This window comes from Pseudomonas sp. B22129, assembly GCF_044218875.1.
In the GTDB taxonomy this organism is placed as follows: domain Bacteria; phylum Pseudomonadota; class Gammaproteobacteria; order Pseudomonadales; family Pseudomonadaceae; genus Aquipseudomonas.
On the sequence record NZ_CP162592.1, the window covers coordinates 5,257,938 to 5,275,903 of the forward strand.

Genomic DNA, 17,966 nt, shown 5'->3' on the forward strand with positions numbered 1-17,966 from the left:
CCATCAAAAACAGGCAGGGTCTGAAATCAGAAAAGAGGTTTACACATCGCTTTGCTTGCGGTTGACCTTGGCCATCGGCATCGGCACCAGCTTGCCCATGGGCTGGCGTAGTACCTGGCGCACCGGGCGCAGCCCGACCACGATCTTGCGCGCGACCAATAAATAGAAGCCGCCACCCGACAGTTGCCAGGCGCCCGCACGGCGTTCCCAGCCGGCCAGGCGGCCTTGCCACTTGATCGAGGCAAGCGGCGGACGATAGCACCCGAAGCGGCGTTTCTCCAGCGCAAAGCCCAGCAGGTTCAGCCAGTCAGCCACCCGTGAAGGCGAGATGCAACGGGCCTGGCGCAGGGCGTCATGGGCGAACACATGGCGCAGGCCCCAACTGCTCCAGGGGTTGATGCCGATAATCAGCAAATGGCCACCAGGGCGAACACTGCTCGCGGCTTCCCGCAGCAACCCGTGGGGCGACAGACAAAAATCCAGGCCATGCTGCAACACCACCACATCGGCGGCGTGTTCACTCAAGGGCCAGGCCTGCTCTTCACAGACAATCTCCACCCCCGGCAACGGCGCGCCCAACCGCACGTTGCGTTGCACCTGAGGCGCCGACGGCGGCGTCTGCGCCGACGGGCCGTAATGCACCAGGTAGCCGCCAAAGAACCGGCCCAGCTCGTCTTCAAGCATTTGCCGCTCTTCATCCAGCAAAAATTGCCCGATCGGCCCGGACAGCCAATCGCGGGCCGCGCTGATCAGGGCCAGCCACTCGGGATCGGCCTGGGCGAACGCTTTATCAGTCATTGCATTCTCCAACTCGCCTAGACGTTCTAAGATGCACCAATGTGTTCAGCTTGGCGAATCGAAGAATGATACAGATCAGTGCCCTGCCCGCCTTCACCGACAACTACATCTGGTTGTTACAAGACCCGCACACCCGACGCTGCGCCGTGGTCGACCCGGGCGATGCCGCGCCGGTACTCGCCTGGCTCAAGCACAACCCGCAGTGGACCTTGAGCGACATCCTGATCACCCACCATCACCCTGACCATGTCGGCGGTGTCGAGCAACTGAAAAGTGTAACGGGCGCCACGGTATACGGCCCGGCGAACGAGAAGATCCCGGCGCGGGACGTCGCCTTGCAGGATAACGATCGCATCACCGTACTGGGTTGGGACTTCGACGTTTATGCGGTGCCCGGCCACACCTTGGGCCATATCGCTTATTACCACCAGGGTGTGCTGTTCTGTGGCGACACCTTGTTTGCCGCCGGCTGCGGCCGGCTGTTCGAAGGCACACCGGAACAGATGCACGCCTCGCTGGAGCGCCTCGCAGCGTTGCCGGCCAGCACGCTCGTGTACTGCACCCATGAGTACACGCAAAGTAACCTTAAATTTGCCCAGGCAGTGGAGCCGGATAACGCAGACATCGCCGAACGGGTGGCCAGCGTCAATCAATTGCGAGCCTCTGGCGAAATGACGCTGCCCTCCAACCTGGCCCTTGAAAAACGTACTAACCCTTTTCTGCGTACCGCAGAAACATCCGTTAAACAAAAAGCGGACGAACGGAACGGCCGTGACAACCGCTCTGGGGCCGAGGTGTTTGCTAGCTTGAGGGCCTGGAAAGATAAGTTCTAAGCGGATGCAATTTGATACGGATTTTCTGAATGGTTGACCGGAACCAAAGCGCTTTCTAGAATCGCCCGACATTTTTGCCCGGAACTTACTTCCAGCCAATGTCGTCATCTATTCGTAAATCCATTTCTTCAGACGCATTGACCCGCCTGGCTCAAGCTGTGGCGGTGGCTGTGTCCGCGACTCTGGCGGGCTGCCAATCGACAAATTTCGCTGCACAATCCACCGTGCAACCCAAACCGAATCTTGCTGCCAAGATCAAGCAAAAACCTATCTGGCTTTCAGAGAAGCCCAGCCCCGAAGCTCCCCAGGATGTCTGGGAACGCATGCGACGAGGCTTTCAATTGCAGGACGGCCTGGGCGTCAACCCGCGCATCGAGCAACAGCGTTTGTGGTTCGCCAGCAACCCGTCCTTCCTGGAGAATGCCGGCGAACGCGGCAGCCTCTACATTCACTACATCGTCGAACGCCTTGAAGAACGCAACATGCCCCTGGAGCTGGCGCTGCTGCCAGTGATTGAAAGTGCCTATAACCCCATGGCCTATTCGCGCAGCGATGCAGTCGGTTTGTGGCAGTTCATCCCCTCCACCGGGCGCTACTTCAACCTGCGCCAGACCCGCGCCTACGATGGCCGCCGCGACATCACTGCCTCCACCACCGCCGCCCTGGACTATCTGACCCGTCTGCATGACATGTTCAACGGCGACTGGCTGCTGGCCCTGGCGGCCTACAATGCCGGGGAAGGCACGGTCAGCCGGGCCATCGAGCGCAACGAGAAGCTCGGCCTGCCGACCGACTACTGGAACCTGCCCCTGCCCCAGGAAACCAAGGACTACGTGCCCAAGTTCCTCGCACTGTCCCAGGTGGTGCTGGCCCCCGAGGCCTACGGCGTCAACCTGAGCCCGATTGCCAACACACCGTATTTCGAAGTGGTTGAAGTCAAGCAGAGCATGGACCTGTCACGGGTTGCCGCGCTGGCCGAAATCGACGAAGACGAACTGTTCCAGCTCAACCCGGCCCTGAAACAACGCACCACCCTCGACGGCCCGCAACACTTGCTCGTGCCAAGCTCCAAGGCACAACTGCTGACCAGCACCCTTTCGACGATGAAGCCGGAAGAATTGCTGGCCATGCGCCCGAAAAAGCAGGTGTTCGACGAAGTTGAGACCACCCGCGTGGCCGGGCGCACACGCAACTATAAAGTCAGGACCGGCGACAACCTCACGCTCATCGCCAAGGCCAACAAGGTCGATGTGCATGACCTGCAGCGCTGGAACAAACTCAACGGCCAGGCACTCAAGGTCGGCCAGACCCTGGTGATGCAGGACACGCGCAAGCTGGTAGCCAAGGCTGACAGCAAGAAGCCGGTGCAATACAAGGTCAAGAAAGGCGACTCGCTGTACATCGTCGCCAAGCGTTTCAACGTCGAGATGCAACATCTCAAGCGCTGGAACCCGCGCACTGGCCAGGCGCTGAAGCCGGGGCAGATGCTGGTGGTTTCCGGCCCGCGCTAACGTCTGTGGGAGCTGGCTTGCCTGCGATGGCCCCACCTCGGTGCTTCAGATGTACCGAGGCGAGGCCATCGCAGGCAAGCCAGCTCCCACATTTGTTTTGCACATGGCTCAACACTGAGCCAGCCTCAAGCTGGCGTTTTCAACAACCTTTTTCCAACCGGAACAAGCTGTTACTGTACCGATCATAAAGCCCAAGCCGCCTGGATCGGATCTCTGACTTGAAGCGTCCCCTCCTTCTACTAATAAGTCTGGCCTTGAGCTTTGCTGCGAACGCGACGATTACCGAGAGCCACGGTTATACGCAGTTCGGCAGGCTCAAGTACCCGGCCAAATTCACCCAGTACGATTGGGTAAACCCTGCAGCGCCGAAAGGCGGGACCTTGCGGGTCATGGCATTTGGCACTTTCGACACCCTTAACCCTTACACCTTCAAGGGCTCCAGCCCGGTTTCCACGCCCAACTTCCTGCAATACGGCGTCAATGAACTGAACGAGCCGTTGATGGTTGGCACGGGCCAGTACGCGCCCTCCGGCGACGAACCCGCGTCCAGCTATGGGCTGATCGCCCAATCCGTTGAATACAGCGAAGACCGCAGTTGGGTAGTGTTCAACCTGCGCCCCGAAGCCCGTTTCCACGACGGCAAGCCGATCACCGCCTATGACGTGGCGTTTTCCTACCGCACCCTGCTGACTGAAGGCCACCCGCAGTACCGCACCAACCTGCAAGAGGTAGCGCGGGTCGACATCCTCAACCGTCACCGCATCCGCTTCGTGTTCAAGCGCGCCGGCAACCCGTTGCTGATCCTGCGCCTGGGCGAGTTGCCGGTATTGCCCCAGCATTACTGGAAAAACCGCGACTTCAAGGCCACCACCTTCGAGCCGCCATTGGGCAGCGGGCCGTACCGCATTACCAAGGTCACACCCGGCCGCCAACTGGTGTTCGAGCGGGTCAAGGATTACTGGGGCAAAGACCTGCCGGTCAACAAAGGCTTCTACAACTACGACAAGGTCGACGTGGAGTTCTACCGCGACAGCGACGTGGCCTTCGAAGCCTTCAAGGCCGGCGAGTTCGATATCTATATCGAGCACCAAGCGAAGAACTGGGCGACCGGCTACAACTTCCCGGCCGTCAACCGGGGCGACGTGATCAAGGCACAGATCGCCCACCAGATCCCGACCCAAAGCCAGGGCCTGTTCATGAACACGCGGCGGCCGACGTTCAGCCAGACCAAAGTGCGCGAAGCCCTGGGGCTGATGTTCGACTTCGAATGGACCAACCGCACCCTGTTCAGCAGCGCCTATAAGCGCACCCTCAGCTATTACCCCAACAGTGAATTCTCGGCGACCGGCGTGCCAGTGGGCCACGAATGGCTGATGCTCTCGCCCTACCGCGACCAGTTACCCGCCAACCTGTTTACCCAACCCTTCAGCCTGCCGCAGACCGATGGCCGCGGAATTCCCCGCGAGACCCTGCGCCGCGCGCTCGCCCTGCTCGGTGAGGCCGGGTGGAAGCTATCCGGGCAACGTTTGCTGAACAGCGAAGGCCAGCCTTTGCGCTTCGAGATTCTGCTGGTCAACCCGAACCTGGAACGCATCCTGCAGCCGTATGTCGAGAACCTGATCAGCATCGGCATCGACGCACGCCTGCGCACCGTTGACCGCGCGCAATACAAGCAACGCCTGGATCAGTTCGACTACGACATGATCCTGATCACCCTCAACCAGACCTTGAGCCCCGGCCTTGAACAGTGGCAGTACTTCCACTCAAGCCAGGCGGCGATCAAGGGCAGCAAGAACTACGCAGGCATCGCCAACCCGGTGGTCGATCACCTGCTGGAGCAGTTGCTGGCGGCGAAGACCCGCGAAGAACAACTGGCCGCCGGCCGTGCCCTGGACCGCGTACTGCTGTGGCAGCACTACAGTATTCCCAACTGGTACCTCAACTATCATCGCTTGGCGTACCGCAACCGGTTCGCCTTTGTCACCACGCCGCCCTACAGCCTGGGCCTGAGCGCGTGGTGGCTGAAAGCTTCGGAGAAAGCCCAATGATGTCTTTGCGTACTGCCTTGCTGGGCAGCCTGTTGCTGTGCGGCGCGGTAAATGCCGCGCCGCAACATGCGCTGACGCTCTACAACGAGCCCCCCAAGTACCCCGCCGACTTCAAGCATTTCGACTATGTGAACCCGGACGCGCCCAAGGGCGGTACCTTCCGCGAGTCGAGCATGGGCGGCTTTGACAGCCTCAACCCCTACATCAGCAAGGGCGTACCGGCGGACAACCTGCCGCTGATCTACGACACCCTGGCCATGCAAAGCCTGGACGAGCCCATCACTGAATATGGCCTGGTCGCCGGCAAAATCGAAAAGGCCCCGGACAACAGCTGGGTGCGCTTCTATCTGCGCCCGGAGGCACGCTTTCATGATGGCCACCCCATGCGCGCCGAGGACGTGGTGTTCACCTTCCAGGCACTGATCAAGGATGGCTCACCGCTGTATCGCACCTACTACGCCGACGTCGACGAAGTGATCGCCGAAGACCCGCTGCGTGTGCTGTTCAAGTTCAAGCGCACCAATAACCGCGAACTGCCGCTGATCCTTGGTCAACTGCCGGTGCTGCCCAAACACTGGTGGGCAACCCGTGACTTCACCAAAGGCAACCTGGAAATTCCGTTGGGCAGCGGCCCGTACAAGGTTGCCGAAGTCAAACCGGGGCGCATGGTGCGTTACGAACGGGTCAAGGACTACTGGGCCAAGGACCTGCCGATCACCCAGGGCTTCTACAACTTCGATAACCGCATCACTGATTATTACCGCGACAGTACGGTAGCCCTTGAAGCCTTGAAAGCCGGGCAGTTCGATTATTGGCTGGAGTTCAGCGCCAAGAACTGGGCCAACGCCTACAACATTCCGGCCGTCACCCAGGGCCGGTTGATCAAGGAAGAAATCCCCAACGGCAACCCCACCGGTATGCAGGGCTTCGTCTTCAACATCCGCAAGCCGATGTTCCAGGATGTGCGGGTGCGCAAGGCCATCAGCCTGTTGCTGGATTTCGAATGGAGCAACAAACAGCTGTTCAACGGCGCCTACACCCGCAGCCGCAGTTATTTTGAGAACTCTGAAATGGCCGCTACCGGCCTGCCCGGCCCGGATGAACTGGCGATCCTCGAACCGCTGCGCGACAAGATCCCGGCCGAAGTTTTCACCCAAGCCTTCGAACCGGCCAAAACCGATGGCAGCGGCATGATCCGCACTCAGCAACGCGAGGCTTACCAACTGCTGCAAGAAGCGGGCTGGAAGATCGTCGACGACAAAATGGTCGACACCACCGGCAAACCGGTGACCATCGAGTTTCTGCTGGCCCAGACCGAGTTTGAACGGGTGCTGCTGCCCTTCAAGCGTAACCTGGCCGACCTTGGCATCGACCTGGTGATTCGCCGGGTCGACGTGTCCCAATACATCACCCGCGTGCGTTCGCGGGATTTCGACATGGTGGTGGGCAGCTTCCCGCAATCCACCTCGCCGGGTAACGAACAGCGCGAGTTCTGGAAGACCTCCAGCGCCGACAAACCGGGCAGCCGCAATTACATCGGCCTCAAGGACCCGGCCATCGACCAACTGGTGGAAGAACTGATCGACGCCGACTCACGCAAAAGCCTGGTGGCCCACGCCAAGGCGCTGGACCGCGTATTGCAGTTCGGCTATTACGTGATCCCCAACTGGCACATCAAGACGTTCCGCGTCGCGTACTGGGACCACCTGGGCCACCCCAAGGTCCCGCCGCGCTATGACGTCGGCACCGCCACCTGGTGGAGCAAGCCCGATGCCAAACCGGCGGTCACCCCTGACACAAGCACAAGCGCCGATCCGGCGAGCGGAGGCGATTAAATGCTGGCCTATATCTTTCGCCGCCTGTTGCTGATTATCCCCACGCTGTTCGGGATTCTGCTGATCAACTTCATCATCATCCAGGCCGCTCCCGGTGGCCCGGTGGAACAGATGATCGCCAAGCTCGAAGGCTTTGACGGCGCCACCAGCCGCATCGCCGGCGGCGGCGCCGAAGTCTCGGTCGCCGGTTCCAGTTACCGGGGCGCCCAGGGCCTGGACCCGGCGCTGGTCAAGGAAATCGAGAAAATGTACGGTTTCGACAAGTCGGCGCCGGAACGCCTGTGGATCATGATCAAGAACTACGCCCGGCTGGATTTTGGCGACAGCTTCTTCCGCGATGCCAAGGTCATCGACCTGATCAAGGAGAAGATGCCGGTGTCCATCTCCCTCGGGTTGTGGAGCACGCTGATCATGTACCTCGTGTCGATCCCCCTGGGCATCGCCAAGGCCACGCGACACGGCAGCCACTTCGACGTGTGGACCAGCTCGGCGATCATCGTCGGCTATGCGATCCCGGCGTTCCTGTTTGCGATTCTGCTGATCGTGGTGTTTGCCGGTGGCAGCTATCTGGACTGGTTCCCCTTGCGCGGGCTGACGTCCAACAACTTTGAAGAACTGAGCTGGGGCGGCAAGATCCTCGATTACTTCTGGCACCTGGCATTGCCCGTGACCGCGCTGGTAATCGGCAACTTCGCCACCATGACGCTGCTGACCAAAAACAGCTTTCTCGACGAGATCAACAAACAGTACGTGGTCACCGCCAAGGCCAAGGGCCTGACTAACCACCGCGTGCTTTACGGCCATGTGTTCCGCAACGCGATGCTGCTGGTAATCGCCGGCTTCCCTTCGGCCTTTATCGGGATTTTCTTCACCGGTTCCCTGCTGGTGGAAGTGATCTTCTCCCTCGACGGCCTGGGCCTGATGAGCTTTGAAGCGGCAATCAACCGCGACTACCCGGTGGTGTTCGGCACCCTCTTCATCTTCACCCTGCTGGGGCTGGTGGTGAAGTTGATCGGCGACCTCACCTACACCCTGGTCGATCCGCGTATCGACTTCGCCAGCCGGGAGCATTGAGATGAACCTGTCCCCCCTCAATCGCCGCCGGTTCGAGCGCTTCAAGGCCAACAAACGTGGCTGGTGGTCGCTGTGGCTGTTCCTGATTCTGTTCGTGCTGAGCCTCGGCGCCGAGCTGATTGCCAATGACAAACCACTGGCGGTGCACTTCGACGGCGGCTGGTATTTCCCGGCACTCAAGCGTTACCCGGAAACCACGTTCGGCGGCGAATTCCCGCTGGAAGCCAATTACAAGAGCCCGTACATCCAGGAACTGCTCAAGGCCAAGGACGCCTGGACCCTGTGGGCGCCGATCCCGTTCAGCTACCAGAGCATCAACTACGACCTGAAAGTCCCCGCACCGGCACCGCCGTCGAGCGTCAACCTGCTGGGCACCGATGACCAGGGCCGCGATGTGCTGGCGCGGGTTATCTATGGCTTCCGGGTCTCGGTGCTGTTCGCCCTGACACTGACCGTGCTCAGCTCGATCATCGGCGTGATCGCCGGAGCCTTGCAGGGGTTCTATGGCGGCTGGGTGGATCTGGCCGGGCAGCGCTTCCTGGAGATCTGGTCCGGCTTGCCGGTGCTCTACCTGCTGATCATCCTGGCCAGCTTTGTGCAGCCCAACTTCTGGTGGCTGCTGGGAATCATGCTGCTGTTTTCCTGGATGAGCCTGGTGGACGTGGTGCGCGCCGAGTTCCTGCGCGGGCGCAACCTGGAATACGTGCGCGCGGCACGGGCGCTGGGCATGCAGAACGGCGCGATCATGTTCCGCCACATCCTGCCCAACGCAATGGTCTCGACCATGACCTTCATGCCGTTCATTTTGACCGGCGCCATCGGCACCCTGACGGCGCTCGACTTCCTCGGCTTTGGCTTGCCGGCCGGCTCGCCGTCGCTGGGTGAACTGGTGGCCCAGGGCAAATCCAACCTGCAAGCGCCATGGCTGGGCATGAGTGCGTTTGCCGTGCTGGCGATCATGTTGAGTTTGCTGGTGTTTATCGGCGAGTCCGCTCGCGATGCCTTCGACCCGAGGAAATGAGATGAATCAGGACAATCTGATCGAAGTCCGCGACCTCAGTGTCGAGTTTGTCACGGGTGAGCATCACCACCGCGTGGTGAACAACGTCAGCTTCGACATCAAGCGCGGCGAGACCCTGGCCCTGGTCGGCGAAAGCGGCTCGGGCAAGTCGGTGACCGCGCATTCGATCCTGCGTTTGCTGCCCTACCCGTTGGCGCGGCATCCCTGCGGCACCATCAGCTATGCCGGGCAGGACTTGCTGACACTGAAAGAAAAAACCATCCGGCATATTCGCGGCAACCGCATTGCGATGATCTTTCAGGAGCCGATGACCTCGTTGAACCCGCTGCACTCCATCGAGAAGCAGATCAACGAAGTGCTGGGCCTGCACAAAGGGCTGCAAGGCAAGGTAGCCACCCAACGCACGCTGGAATTGCTGGAGCTGGTAGGCATCCCCGAGCCCCACAAACGCCTCAAGGCCCTGCCCCACGAACTGTCCGGCGGCCAACGCCAGCGGGTGATGATCGCCATGGCCCTGGCCAACGAGCCGGAGTTGCTGATCGCCGATGAGCCGACCACCGCCCTCGACGTGACGGTGCAGCTGAAGATCCTCGAACTGCTCAAAGAACTGCAGGCGCGCCTGGGCATGGCGCTGTTGCTGATCAGCCACGACCTGAACCTGGTACGGCGGATCGCCCACCGCGTGTGCGTGATGCAGAAAGGCTGCATCGTCGAGCAGGCGGATTGCGAGACGTTGTTCCAGGCGCCACAGCATCCTTATACCCAGGAACTGTTGGCGGCCGAGCCCAGTGGCGGGCCGGCCACCAATGACGTCGGCCCGCCGTTGCTGGAAGTCGATAACCTGAAGGTCTGGTTCCCGATCAAGAAAGGTTTTTTGCGCAACACCGTGGATTACGTCAAGGCGGTGGACGGCATCAATTTCAGCCTGCCCCAAGGGCAAACCCTGGGCATCGTCGGCGAAAGCGGCTCGGGCAAATCCACCCTGGGCCTGGCGATCTTGCGCTTGATCGGCAGCAAGGGTGGTATCCGCTTCGAAGGCCAGCAGCTGGATACACTCAGCCAGCAACAGGTGCGCCCGTTGCGTCGTGAAATGCAGGTGGTGTTTCAGGACCCCTTCGGCAGCCTGAGCCCGCGCATGTGCGTCAGCGAGATCGTCGGTGAAGGTTTGCGCATCCACAAAATGGGCACGCCGGCCGAGCAGGAAGCGGCGATTATCGCGGCACTCAAGGAAGTCGGCCTGGACCCGGACTCGCGTCACCGCTACCCCCACGAATTTTCCGGCGGCCAGCGTCAGCGGATCGCCATCGCCCGTGCGCTGGTGCTCAAACCGCGCCTGATTTTGCTCGACGAACCCACCTCGGCGCTGGACCGCACGGTGCAGCGCCAGGTGGTGGAATTGCTGCGCAGCTTGCAGGCCAAGTACAACTTGACCTACCTGTTTATCAGCCATGACCTGGCGGTGGTGAAGGCGTTGAGTCACCAGTTGATGGTGGTCAAGCATGGGCAGGTGGTGGAACAGGGGGATGCGCGGGCTATTTTTGCGGATCCGCAGCATGCCTATACGCGCCAGTTGTTGGAGGCGGCGTTTTTGGTGCCGGCGAATCAGGTTATTTGAGGTGAACCTGTGGGAGCGGGCTTGCCTGCGATGCAGGCACCTCGGTACATCAGGCATATATCCGGTTGATGCAATCGCAGCGGTGCGGCGATCCGACATGCCAGCTCCCACAGAAAAGCAGATCTGAGCAGATATCGAAGTCTGACTCGGTCAGAAATGTGGGAGCGGGCTTGCTCGCGAATGCAGTGTATCAGCCAATTAATCCATTAACTGACACACTGCATTCGCGAGCAAGCCCGCTCCCACAGTTTGGATCTCCATTTTTCTGAAGAAACGCACTCTGCTCCAGCAAAAAAAGCGCTTTTGACCCAAACACTCAGCTCTTGTAATCCGTATCCGTACGCTCCAACTGCCGAATCAACGCATTCCAATGCCTGGCCACGCCCGGCCCCTCACCATTGCTGAACACCTTGGCCTGCTGCTCCACCTTGGCCACCACCTCGGCCGGCGGGAAGATCAATTGCGCATTCCCCCCTGCCTGCGCCGCAATCTGGATGTTGCACGCGCGCTCCAACCCTTGCAGTTGCTGGAACGCGTGCTCAACGCTTACGCCAGCCGTCAGCAAGCCATGATTACGCAGGATCATCACACTCTTGTCGCCCAAGTCCGCCACCAGCCGCTCACGCTCGTCCAGGTCCAGCGCCACGCCTTCATAACCGTGATACGCCACACGCCCGGAAAACGCGATGGAGTGCTGGGAAATCGGTAACAAGCCGTCCTTCTGTGCCGACACCGCAATACCGTCGCGTGTATGGGTATGCAACACCGCTTGCAGGTCATGGCGCGCCCCGTGAATGGCGCTGTGAATCACGTAACCGGCGTAGTTGATGCCCAGCCCGGTCGGGTCATCGACGATAGTCCCGTCGAGGTCGACCTTGACGAGGTTGGAGGCGCTGATTTCATCAAACAACAGGCCAAAGGCGTTGATCAGGAAATGCTCGTCCGGCCCGGGTACGCGGGCGGAAAAGTGCGTGTAGATGTGATCGGTCCACTTGTACAAGGCCGCCAGCCGATAGGCCGCAGCCAACTTGACCCGCACTTCCCACTCTTCTGGCGTGACGCGCTGACGAACGTTGCTGGAAACACTCGATATCGAGGTGACGCTGCTCATGGCAAAACTTCCTGGATGGCCTTAAGGACTTCCAGGCAGCCTAGGGGATGCCGAAAAATAATAAAAAGCACATTTTAATCTAAGCTAATTATTATTTTTTTTCATATAAATAACAGAGACAACACAGAGCAAATGTGGGAGCGGGCTTGCTCGCGAAGGCGCAGGGTCAGTCAGCATCCATGTAGCTGATACTCCGCTTTCGCGAGCAAGCCCGCTCCCACATAAGCCTCTTTCACTGGAGTTACGCGGCGTCGCGGATCTTATGCAACGAGGCAGCGACCCGCTCGCCAAACGCATCCACCGGCGCTTGCAGGTTGCCGAGGAAATGCGGGTAGATCAGCCACAAATCCATCACCGGCTTGAAGTCCTTGAGCGGCATCACCGCCAGTTGCTCGCGATGCGCGCTGCGCTCCAGCAACGGACGCGGCACCAGACCGAGCCCCAGGCCATCCGCGACAAGGCCCAGTTGCAACTCCGTGCCGAAGGTTTCCAGGTTCACCCGCAACGCCAGGCCCTGGTCCGACAACGTGCGCTGCAACCCCGCACGGAAGCCGCAGCCATCCGGGTTCAGAACCCAGCCGTTCTGATACACATCCGCCAGCTTGCACGGCTTTTTCGGCAACTGGGATTTGGCACAGACCACCACCAGCTCCATCTTGCCGATGGACTCGCCAACGATGTTGTCCGGGAAAATTTTGCCCGCCGGGAACAGCGCCGCCGCCGCATCCAGCTCACCGCGCTCGATCTTGCCGACCAGTTGGCTGCCCCACCCTGTCGCCACTTGGGCGCGTAAATCGGGGTATTCGCTGCGCAAGTGCTTGAGCGCATCGAGCAGCACCACATCACCGATGGTCTGCGGCACGCCCAGGCGCAACAGGCCGGTAGGCGGCGCGTCAGTCGCCACCAGCTCACGCAGGGCGTCCATCTCGCGCAGGATCAGCCGGCATTGTTCATACACCCGGGTACCGATCAGCGTAGGCTTGAGAGGCTTGGTGTTGCGGTCAAACAACTCCACCCCCAGCGCCTGCTCGAAGTTCTGCACACGGCGGGTAATGGCCGGCTGGGTCAGTTGCAGCGACTCGGCGGCATGGCTGATGGACTGGCAACGAATCACTTCGACAAAGGCATCGATATCGTCAATTTTCATTTGGGCCGCACATAGAGAACAGTCATTAAGATGTGCGCCAAGCATAGTTGTCGCCACGCAGCCTGAACAGCCCGCGCTGTGATCGATAACGTCTAACGCTATTCAGACCGGTTCTAAATTACCTCCAGCTATAAGCTAATCATTAAAAAATAGCATATTAACTATAAACATTATGCTTAGATAAACCCATCAACACAGACCGATGGAATTGCCATGACCCAGGCCCGACACCCAGAAAGATTGAGAGCCTTCATAGGCGCCCTGGCGGAATTGATCGACGGCAATCCACGTGAAGGCGACCTGTTGCACCGTGGCGGCAAACTGCTCGCGCAACTGGTCAGCCATGACGACTGGCTCCCCGACGAATATGCCCAACCCAACCCCGAGCGCTACCAGCAATTCCTGTTGCATGCCGACTCGCGCCAGCGCTTCAGCATCGTCAGCTTTGTGTGGGGGCCGGGCCAGACCACGCCGATTCATGACCACCGCGTGTGGGGCCTGATCGGCATGCTGCGCGGTTCGGAGTTTTCCCAAGGCTTTGAGCGCGCGCCCGACGGCAGCCTTGTCGCCGAAGGCAAGCCGGTTCAGTTGGTGCCGGGCCAGGTCGAAGCAGTGTCGCCCAAGGTGGGGGATATCCATCAAGTCAGCAATGCCCACAACGACCAGGTGTCGATCAGCATTCATGTGTACGGCGCCAATATCGGCGCGGTACGCCGCGCGGTGTACCAGCCCGACGGCAGCGAGAAACTGTTTATCTCCGGTTATTCCAACGCCTACCTCCCGAATATCTGGGATTTGTCCAAAGAAAAGAGCCCTGCCCTATGACCACCGTATCGACTCGCCGCTTCGCGCAGATTCGCCAGGCCCTGTTGGATCATCAAGAAGTCGCCCTGGTGGACGTGCGCGAAGAAGCGCCATTTGCCGAAGCCCACCCGTTGTTCGCCGCCAATATCCCGCTCTCCAAACTGGAGCTGGAGGTGTACTCGCGTATTCCACGTCGCGACACCCCAGTCACCGTCTACGACAATGGTGAAGGCCTGGCGGCGCGTGCCGCCGAGCGTTTGCTTGAATTGGGCTACACCGACGTCAGCCTGCTCGAGGGCGGCCTCGACGGCTGGCGCCGCGCCGGTGGCGAGCTGTTTATCGATGTGAACGTGCCGAGCAAAGCCTTTGGTGAGTTGGTCGAGAGCGAGCGCCATACGCCGTCGCTGGCCGCTGAAGAAGTGCAAGCCCTGCTCGACAATCAGGCCGATGTGGTGGTGCTCGACGCCCGCCGCTTCGACGAATACCAGACCATGAGCATTCCCACCGGCATCAGCGTGCCCGGCGCCGAGCTGGTGCTGCGTGCGCGTGAACTGGCACCGGACCCGGCCACTCGCATCATCGTCAACTGCGCCGGGCGTACACGCAGCATTATCGGCACGCAGTCGCTGATCAATGCAGGGGTGGCCAACCCGGTATCCGCCCTGCGCAACGGCACCATCGGCTGGACATTGGCCGGGCAGAAACTCGCCCATGGCCAGTCGCGCCGCTTTGCGCCAACGTCTGAAGAGTACCGCCAGGTTGCCGCCGTGCAGGCGCGCGGCGTCGCCGACAAGGCCCGCGTGGGCCGCGCCACGCTCGCCGACCTGCAAGGCTGGCAGCAGGACGCGACGCGCACCACCTACCTGTTCGATGTGCGCACCCCGGAAGAATTCGAAGCCGGCCACCTCCCAGGCGCGCGCTCGACGCCGGGCGGCCAGTTGGTGCAGGAAACCGACCACGTCGCCAGCGTGCGCGGTGCGCGGCTGGTGTTGGCGGATGACGATGGCGTGCGCGCGAATATGTCCGCGTCCTGGCTGGCTCAGCTGGGCTGGGAAGTGCATGTACTGGATGATCTGCAACCGGCGAACTTCAGCGAAACAGGTGCCTGGGTCGCACCAGTGCCGGCGCCACAGCAAGCCGAACTGATCAGCCCGCACACCCTCGCCGACTGGTTGAGCCACGGCGACACGGCGGTGCTGGATTTCACCCCGAGCGTCAACTACGTCAAACGCCACATCCCCGGTGCCTACTGGGCCTTGCGCGCACAACTGCCCGACGCCCTGGCCAACGTAGCGCCCGCCGAACGCTATGTGCTGACCTGCGGCACCAGCCAGCTGGCGCGCCTGGCGGTGGCCGAAGTCGAAGCCCTGACCGGCAAGCCGGTGTTCCTGCTGCAAGGCGGCACCCTGAACTGGATCGCCGAAAAACTGCCGCTGGAAGAAGGTGAAACACACCTGGCCTCACCGCGCATCGACCGTTACCGCCGGCCGTACGAAGGCACCGACAGCCCGAAAGAGGCTATGCAGGCCTACCTGGACTGGGAGTTCGGCCTGGTCGAACAACTGGCCCGCGACGGCACCCACGGTTTTTATGTGATCTGACCCCTTTTTACAGCCCCCCCACTTTCCACCCACGGCCGACCCCTTCTCCAGGCGGAGGCGACTGAATTCAGTACCTAGCCTGGAGCTACCTTGATGCGCCTGACACTGCCCCTCTTACTGATCGCCCTTCTTTCAGGCATGGCCCACGCCGCGGACCTGCAACCGCTGCGGGTGGCCAACCAGAAGTCCACCATCAAAGCGCTGCTGGAAGTCTCCGGCGAAACCAAAAATGTGCCTTACGAAATCCAGTGGTCGGAGTTCCCCTCCGCCTCGCCGCTGGGTGAAGCCTTGAATGCCGGCGCCGTGGATGTGGGCGCCCTCGGCGACGCACCCTATGTGTTCGCCCTCGGCGCGGGGGCCTCGCTCAAGGTGGTCAGCATCATCCACGCCGAAGGGCGCAACACCACGGCGTTACTGGTGCCCAAGGACTCGCCGATCAAGACCGTGGCCGACCTCAAGGGCAAGAAAATCGTCACCGGGCGCGGCTCCATCGGCCACTACCTGGCGCTCAAGGCCCTGGCCAGCGCGGGCCTGAGCTCCAAGGACGTCGAATTTGTATTCCTGTTGCCGGCCGAGTCGCGCCTGGTGCTGGACAACGGTACCGTTGATGCCTGGGCCACCTGGGACCCCTACACCACCGTCGTCACTTCACAAAGCCAGGCCCGCGTGCTGATCAGCGGCAACAAGCTGTTGAGTAACCACCTGTATTTCGCCGCGACCAGCCAAGCCATCGCCGACAAGCGCGCGCAACTCGATGACTTTGTGGCCCGCGTCGACCGCGCCTATGCCTGGGCCAACGTGCACCCCGATGAATACGCCGCCGCCCAAGCCAGGATCACCGGCCTGCCGCTGGCCGTGCACATTGAAGTCGCCAAGGACACCCACCTGACCCCGGTCACCATCGATGACAGCGTGATCAGCGGCCTGCAAGCCACCGCCGACACCTACCAAAAAGAAGGCCTGATCACCAAACACATCGATGTGTCCCAGGGCTTTGACAAGAGCTTTAACGCCAAGCGCGTCCCGCTGTCCCAAGCCTCACGCTAACAAGGAGCAGAACATGAGCGAGCCACATCAATCAAAGCCGCGCCATTTGAAGCTGGGTGCCATGGTCCACGGTGTCGGCCACGGCTGGGGCGAATGGCGCCACCCGCAGGCGCAACCGAATGCCAGCACGAACTTTGGTTTCTACAAGCAGCAGACTGAGTTGGCCGAAGCCGCCAAATTCGACTTCGTGTTCATCGCCGACAGCCTGCACATCCACGCCAAGTCCAGCCCGCATTACCTCAACCGTTTCGAGCCGCTGACCATCCTCTCGGCCCTGGCGGCGCTGACCACGAACATCGGCCTGGTCGCCACCGTCACCGTCAGCTACACCGAGCCCTACCAGGTTGCCCGGCAGTTCGCGTCCCTGGACCATATCAGCGGCGGCCGTGCCGGCTGGAACGTGGTCACGTCCTGGCTCAGCGGCACCGCCGACAACTTCGGCAAGGCCGAGCACCCGCCGCACGCCGTGCGCTACCGCATCGCCAAGGAACACCTCAATGTGGTCAAGGGCCTGTGGGACTCCTGGGAGGACGACGCCTTTGCCTACAACAAGCAAAGCGGCGAGTTCTTCACCCCGCAAAAACTGCACGCGCTAAACCACAAGGGCGAGTTTTTCTCGGTCAAAGGCCCACTGAACATCGCCCGCTCGCGCCAGGGCCAGCCGGCGATTTTCCAGGCAGGCACCTCGGAAGACGGGCGCAACTTTGCCGCAGAACACGCCGATGCGATCTTTGTGCACGTTGAAAACATCGAAGAAGCCAAAACCTACACCGCTGACTTGAAGCGCCGCGCCAAAGGCTTTGGTCGTGACATCAACAGCCTGTCGATCCTGCCGGGCATCCGCCCGATTGTCGGGCGCGACGAGGCCGAAGTCGAAAGCCGTTATCAGCAGGCCGTGGAGCTGGTGTCCATCGAGGACGCCATCGTCGCCCTCGGTCGCCCGTTCAACGACCATGACTTCAGCCAGTACCCGCTGGACGAACCGTTCCCGGAACTCGGCGACCTGGGCTCCAACAGCCAAAAAGGCGGCTCCGAGCGCATCAAGCAACTGGCCAGGGACGAAGGCCTGACCTTGCGCGAAGTGGCCCTGCGTTTTTCGCGGCCCAAGCGTGATTTTGTCGGTACCCCGCAGCAAGTCGCCGATGCGATCCAGACCTGGTTCGAAACCGGTGCCAGCGACGGTTTCATCATCAACTCGGTACTGCCGGACGGCCTGCAATATTTCACCGAACTGGTGGTACCGGTGTTGCAACAACGCGGTCTGTTCCGCACTGAATACACCGGGCGCACCCTGCGCGACAACCTGGGGCTGGACGTGCCGGCCAACCGTTACAGCGCCGCCGCAGAGACAGAATCGGTGTTGTACGCAGTGAATTAACGCCGGCGTGCTGAGTGAGCGGCTGGATGTCAGCCCATTGCGGGACCGGCAATTCAAGTTATTGCCACCTCTATGACAACCACCCAAACCCCATGTGGGAGCGGGCTTGCTCGCGAATGCGGTGGTTCAGTTAATAAATTCGG

General features: G+C 60.9%; 14 protein-coding genes. 11 read left to right on the forward strand and 3 right to left on the reverse strand.

Translation table 11 applies throughout. The features are described from left to right. Positions 1-39 precede the first annotated feature (39 nt). Positions 40-798 (reverse strand): methyltransferase domain-containing protein, encoded by a 759-nt coding sequence (locus AB4P94_RS24055; protein ID WP_395607800.1) that lies wholly within the window; start codon positions 796-798, stop codon positions 40-42. Positions 799-863: 65 nt separating this feature from the next. Between AB4P94_RS24055 and gloB the strand changes: the two genes are divergently transcribed. The 7 genes from gloB (at position 864) to AB4P94_RS24090 (ending at position 10,735) form a co-directional block, all read left to right on the forward strand. Further along, positions 864-1,631 (forward strand): hydroxyacylglutathione hydrolase, encoded by a 768-nt coding sequence (gloB, locus tag AB4P94_RS24060; RefSeq protein WP_395607801.1) that lies wholly within the window; start codon positions 864-866, stop codon positions 1,629-1,631. 98 nt (positions 1,632-1,729) lie between these two features. Next, positions 1,730-3,142, forward strand: coding sequence for a transglycosylase SLT domain-containing protein (locus AB4P94_RS24065; RefSeq protein ID WP_395607802.1), 1,413 nt, complete (start codon positions 1,730-1,732; stop codon positions 3,140-3,142). Between the two features lie 218 nt (positions 3,143-3,360). Beyond that, positions 3,361-5,190: an extracellular solute-binding protein gene (locus tag AB4P94_RS24070; protein WP_395607803.1), complete on the forward strand. Its 1,830-nt coding sequence runs from the start codon at positions 3,361-3,363 to the stop codon at positions 5,188-5,190. Next, positions 5,187-7,025 (forward strand): extracellular solute-binding protein, encoded by a 1,839-nt coding sequence (locus AB4P94_RS24075; protein WP_395607804.1) that lies wholly within the window; start codon positions 5,187-5,189, stop codon positions 7,023-7,025. The genes AB4P94_RS24070 and AB4P94_RS24075 overlap by 4 nt, the downstream gene beginning before the upstream one ends. Continuing rightward, complete coding sequence (locus AB4P94_RS24080) at positions 7,026-8,099, forward strand: microcin C ABC transporter permease YejB (protein ID WP_395607805.1); 1,074 nt, start codon at positions 7,026-7,028, stop codon at positions 8,097-8,099. 1 nt (position 8,100) lies between these two features. Continuing rightward, positions 8,101-9,120, forward strand: coding sequence for an ABC transporter permease (locus tag AB4P94_RS24085; RefSeq protein WP_016972786.1), 1,020 nt, complete (start codon positions 8,101-8,103; stop codon positions 9,118-9,120). Position 9,121: 1 nt separating this feature from the next. Beyond that, positions 9,122-10,735 (forward strand): ABC transporter ATP-binding protein, encoded by a 1,614-nt coding sequence (locus AB4P94_RS24090; protein ID WP_395607806.1) that lies wholly within the window; start codon positions 9,122-9,124, stop codon positions 10,733-10,735. A gap of 316 nt (positions 10,736-11,051) precedes the next feature. Here the strand turns inward: AB4P94_RS24090 and AB4P94_RS24095 are convergent, their stop codons facing one another. Beyond that, positions 11,052-11,846, reverse strand: a complete 795-nt coding sequence (locus AB4P94_RS24095; protein ID WP_395607807.1) for a class II aldolase/adducin family protein — start codon at positions 11,844-11,846, stop codon at positions 11,052-11,054. Positions 11,847-12,087: 241 nt separating this feature from the next. Next, entirely contained in the window at positions 12,088-12,993 is a 906-nt protein-coding gene (locus AB4P94_RS24100) for a LysR family transcriptional regulator (protein ID WP_395607808.1), read from the reverse strand. 213 nt (positions 12,994-13,206) lie between these two features. Here AB4P94_RS24100 and AB4P94_RS24105 point away from each other — a divergent pair, with 213 nt between their 5' ends. The 4 genes from AB4P94_RS24105 to AB4P94_RS24120 all read left to right on the forward strand — a co-directional run bounded on the left by AB4P94_RS24105 (position 13,207) and on the right by AB4P94_RS24120 (position 17,823). Next, entirely contained in the window at positions 13,207-13,818 is a 612-nt protein-coding gene (locus AB4P94_RS24105) for a cysteine dioxygenase (RefSeq protein ID WP_395607809.1), read from the forward strand. Next, positions 13,815-15,398, forward strand: a complete 1,584-nt coding sequence (locus tag AB4P94_RS24110; protein ID WP_395607810.1) for a rhodanese-related sulfurtransferase — start codon at positions 13,815-13,817, stop codon at positions 15,396-15,398. The genes AB4P94_RS24105 and AB4P94_RS24110 overlap by 4 nt, the downstream gene beginning before the upstream one ends. A gap of 93 nt (positions 15,399-15,491) precedes the next feature. After that, the gene (locus tag AB4P94_RS24115) at positions 15,492-16,445 is read left to right on the forward strand and encodes an ABC transporter substrate-binding protein (RefSeq protein WP_395607811.1); all 954 of its coding nucleotides are present in this window, start codon (positions 15,492-15,494) and stop codon (positions 16,443-16,445) included. 13 nt (positions 16,446-16,458) lie between these two features. Further along, positions 16,459-17,823: an LLM class flavin-dependent oxidoreductase gene (locus AB4P94_RS24120; protein ID WP_395607812.1), complete on the forward strand. Its 1,365-nt coding sequence runs from the start codon at positions 16,459-16,461 to the stop codon at positions 17,821-17,823. Positions 17,824-17,966 lie beyond the last annotated feature (143 nt).

Bases quoted from the DNA above. Each gene is read 5' to 3' on its own strand.
- AB4P94_RS24120 (WP_395607812.1), top strand. From the start codon at position 16,459: ATGAGCGAGCCACATCAATCAAAGCCGCGCCATTTGAAGCTGGGTGCC.
- AB4P94_RS24075 (WP_395607804.1), top strand. From the start codon at position 5,187: ATGATGTCTTTGCGTACTGCCTTGCTGGGCAGCCTGTTGCTGTGCGGC.
- AB4P94_RS24105 (WP_395607809.1), top strand. From the start codon at position 13,207: ATGACCCAGGCCCGACACCCAGAAAGATTGAGAGCCTTCATAGGCGCC.
- gloB (WP_395607801.1), top strand. From the start codon at position 864: ATGATACAGATCAGTGCCCTGCCCGCCTTCACCGACAACTACATCTGG.
- AB4P94_RS24095 (WP_395607807.1), bottom strand. From the start codon at position 11,846: ATGAGCAGCGTCACCTCGATATCGAGTGTTTCCAGCAACGTTCGTCAG.
- AB4P94_RS24055 (WP_395607800.1), bottom strand. From the start codon at position 798: ATGACTGATAAAGCGTTCGCCCAGGCCGATCCCGAGTGGCTGGCCCTG.
- AB4P94_RS24065 (WP_395607802.1), top strand. From the start codon at position 1,730: ATGTCGTCATCTATTCGTAAATCCATTTCTTCAGACGCATTGACCCGC.
- AB4P94_RS24100 (WP_395607808.1), bottom strand. From the start codon at position 12,993: ATGAAAATTGACGATATCGATGCCTTTGTCGAAGTGATTCGTTGCCAG.
- AB4P94_RS24115 (WP_395607811.1), top strand. From the start codon at position 15,492: ATGCGCCTGACACTGCCCCTCTTACTGATCGCCCTTCTTTCAGGCATG.
- AB4P94_RS24085 (WP_016972786.1), top strand. From the start codon at position 8,101: ATGAACCTGTCCCCCCTCAATCGCCGCCGGTTCGAGCGCTTCAAGGCC.
- AB4P94_RS24080 (WP_395607805.1), top strand. From the start codon at position 7,026: ATGCTGGCCTATATCTTTCGCCGCCTGTTGCTGATTATCCCCACGCTG.
- AB4P94_RS24090 (WP_395607806.1), top strand. From the start codon at position 9,122: ATGAATCAGGACAATCTGATCGAAGTCCGCGACCTCAGTGTCGAGTTT.
- AB4P94_RS24110 (WP_395607810.1), top strand. From the start codon at position 13,815: ATGACCACCGTATCGACTCGCCGCTTCGCGCAGATTCGCCAGGCCCTG.